This window comes from Streptococcus sp. HMSC077D04 (assembly GCF_001808785.1).
In the GTDB taxonomy this organism is placed as follows: domain Bacteria; phylum Bacillota; class Bacilli; order Lactobacillales; family Streptococcaceae; genus Streptococcus; species Streptococcus mitis_BX.
The window spans coordinates 73,582-76,383 of the sequence record NZ_KV794462.1; the positions used below are offsets into that span (position 1 = coordinate 73,582).

The 2,802-nt window shown below is 36.9% G+C and carries 4 protein-coding genes and 1 pseudogene; 1 reads left to right on the plus strand and 4 read right to left on the minus strand.

Annotated elements, in window-relative coordinates; all coding sequences use genetic code 11:
- The coding region (locus tag HMPREF2701_RS11375; protein WP_261674383.1) for an SIALI-17 repeat-containing surface protein at positions 1–708 on the plus strand (708 nt) is incomplete at its 5' end.
- A 166-nt stretch (positions 709–874) separates the two neighbouring features.
- Here HMPREF2701_RS11375 and HMPREF2701_RS00745 read toward each other — a convergent pair.
- From HMPREF2701_RS00745 to HMPREF2701_RS11285, 4 genes and pseudogenes are all read right to left on the minus strand, one after another.
- Positions 875–1,351 (minus strand): DUF5085 family protein, encoded by a 477-nt coding sequence (locus HMPREF2701_RS00745; protein ID WP_070481809.1) that lies wholly within the window; start codon positions 1,349–1,351, stop codon positions 875–877.
- Between the two features lies 1 nt (position 1,352).
- Entirely contained in the window at positions 1,353–1,781 is a 429-nt protein-coding gene (locus HMPREF2701_RS00750; RefSeq protein WP_038804217.1) for a hypothetical protein, read from the minus strand.
- Positions 1,774–2,499, minus strand: a complete 726-nt coding sequence (locus HMPREF2701_RS00755) for an oligosaccharide translocation protein RFT1 (protein WP_070481811.1) — start codon at positions 2,497–2,499, stop codon at positions 1,774–1,776. Before HMPREF2701_RS00755 ends, HMPREF2701_RS00750 begins: the two co-directional genes overlap by 8 nt.
- Positions 2,500–2,529: 30 nt before the next feature.
- A pseudogene (locus HMPREF2701_RS11285) lies at positions 2,530–2,802 on the minus strand (hypothetical protein); the annotation flags it as partial.

Below are 2,802 nucleotides of genomic sequence, written 5' to 3' on the forward strand. Positions count from 1 at the left end.
ATTCCTGAGTACACTCAACCTATCGGCACAGCAGGACTAGAACAACCGCCTACTGTTTCTATCCCTGAGTACACTCAACCTGTCGGGACAGCGGGACAAGAACAAGCTCCTACCGTTTCTGTTCCTGAATATAAACTTCGTGTCTTAAAGGATGAAAAGACTAAAGTTGAAATTATTGGAGGAGCGACTGACTTAGAGGGAATTTCTCACATTTCTAGCAGACGTGTATTAGCTCAAGAACTATTTGGTAAGACCTATGATGCTTACGATCTTCACCTTAAAAATCCAACAGACCAGAGTTTGCAACCAAAAGGAGCTGTCTTGGTCCGCTTGCCTATTTCCTCAGCTGTCGAAAATGTCTACTACCTAACTCCATCAAAAGAGTTACAGGCACTCGATTTTACTATTCGCGAGGGAATGGCAGAATTTACGACTAGTCATTTCAGCACCTATGCAGTCGTTTATCAAGCTAATGGAGCATCAACTACTGCAAATCAAAAACCAAGTGAAACAGATATCAAGCCATTAGCCAATAGCTCTGAGCAAGTTTCATCTAGTCCAGGATTTGCTCAATCGACAAATTATTCTCCTAAAGAACAACTTCCAGCTACTGGTGAAACGTCTAGTCCACTACTATTCTTGTCAGGATTGAGTCTAGTCCTAACAGCAACTTTTCTACTTAAGAGTAAGAAGGATGAATCCAACTAACTTTTAAGCACACAAAAACCAGGATGAAGATAAGCTTCATCCTGGTTTTTGATTAAAATCAAACATGTTTATCTTAGATGCTAAAAAGGAAACATCAGAACATCCGATTCATCTGTCTAATTCTACCTATTCTTATCCGAATGCGTTAGCTCTCCGTATATTATCCTCAATCCCTTTTGTCTCGAATCCCTACCATGATATCTGTATATAAAACATCATTTATCTTACTTGAAATATAAAACACAGGTGTAGATTCTTCTAAGTCATTATCAAGTAATAATTTGGTTAGCACGTATATCCCCTTATCAAAGTCAACAGCTTCCTCTCCAGTAACTCTTACTCCTGCCATTCGAGGAACCAAAAAATAACTGTTATAGGCTGTCCCTTCCATTATCTCTTCTTTTCCTAGATAATCCTCATGAACGGGAAGATAGACTGTGATGTTGTATGTTCCATCTTCCAATTCTCCGATATGGGGGCATGAGTAAAATGGGTTGCTTTTAGGTGTATATCCTGCCGCTACAGCTGTTTGAATCATATCTTGAAAGGCTACTGCAATCTCATCACCGACAATATTATAGTTCACACTCAAGACATTACTCATCATTAAGGATTGATTCATACCATATGTAATTTCTGCCATTTTACTTCTCCACTGGGATAATCAAATCCACAAACAAATCATCATAAACAGGTATCAAGACTAGGTATAACTTATCCTGCAACTCCCAACCATGATCACGAATATAAGCTTTCATCTCCTCAATTGTTTCATCCAAGCTACCATCAAATAGAACCCGCTTGCTAATTCCTTCTATATCTAGAGATGCCTGATAATCCAGTTGACTTGTTGGCTCTGCTTCAGATATAACTGGAATATAGACTCCCACATCTTGCTTTTCTTCGTTAAATTGAGTTGGAGTCATCTCAAAAATGGTTGGGCCATCTTTATAAATACCATCAGTATAGGGAAGGAGTTCTGTATGAACAAATAACTCCAATAATTCGTCCGCTTGAATCTGGACCTGGTCTGTCATCAAATGGCTCATATGTAGCTGTATTTCTTTAATCATGTTTCTTTTCCTTTTTAAATCTATTTTTATCAAATTCTTTATTTTGAATCAAATCCGAAGACACTTCTATATGCTTAATTGGTCTTGTTTCCTTAATATCATGACGATGTTGGTAGGCATAGATAATTATAAACCAGGTAGCATAAAACAAATGTCCAAAGGTCATCGAAAGCAAGGATACACCCCATCCCCAAAAATATTCATATCCAATTATCGCTAAAAATATACAGATACACGATATAATAAGCGGAGGAGCGAATACAAAGTTAAGCATAACTTTGCTGGCTTTCTGCGAGATAACTTCTTCAGAGTCTAAATTGACCAAGCAGCTCATGACGGCTATAACAATAATAGATTGAATAAGAGGGAGGGATAGCTTTAGACCAATAAAGTTATGGTCCCCACTCATAGCACCAAAACCAATAATGATATAAATATGACCAGTCAGATACATGAGATAGGTTCCAAAACTGGTTAATATCCCTCGCTTAAGATCCAAAAGAAAAACTAGATTTAATACCCAAACAACAATTCCTGTAATAATCAAGCCTTGATACAAAGAGGGATTGTTGAGCACCTCTAATCCTCCTGCAAAAAACGCCAAAAAGGATATAGGATATAAAATAAAAATCCCATTTAATACCCCCCAAAGAGGAACCGGTCCCTTTATTCTACTTCTTTGAAATTCAAATGTTTTTTTAATTCGTTCCAGTATCATTTAAACCATCCTCTCATGCCTTTTAAAACTTTACTTTTTAAACCTATCTCTGTCAAATTCTCTATTTGAAATCATATCTGGGTTTACTTTTATATGTTTCATTGAAGTCTCTTCCTCAACATCATTACGATGTTGGTAGGCATAGATAATTATAAACCAGGTAGCATAAAACAAATGTCCAAAGGTCATCGAAAACAAGGACATCCCCCATCCCATAAAATAATCATATCCAATCATCGCTAGAAATATACAGATACATGATAAAATAAGTGGAGGAGCGAATACAAAGTTAAGCATAACTTT

What these genes read in the sequence shown, in the direction of transcription:
- HMPREF2701_RS00745 (WP_070481809.1), bottom strand. Translation starts at nt 1,351, where the DNA reads ATGGCAGAAATTACATATGGTATGAATCAATCCTTAATGATGAGTAAT.
- HMPREF2701_RS00750 (WP_038804217.1), bottom strand. Translation starts at nt 1,781, where the DNA reads ATGATTAAAGAAATACAGCTACATATGAGCCATTTGATGACAGACCAG.
- HMPREF2701_RS00755 (WP_070481811.1), bottom strand. Translation starts at nt 2,499, where the DNA reads ATGATACTGGAACGAATTAAAAAAACATTTGAATTTCAAAGAAGTAGA.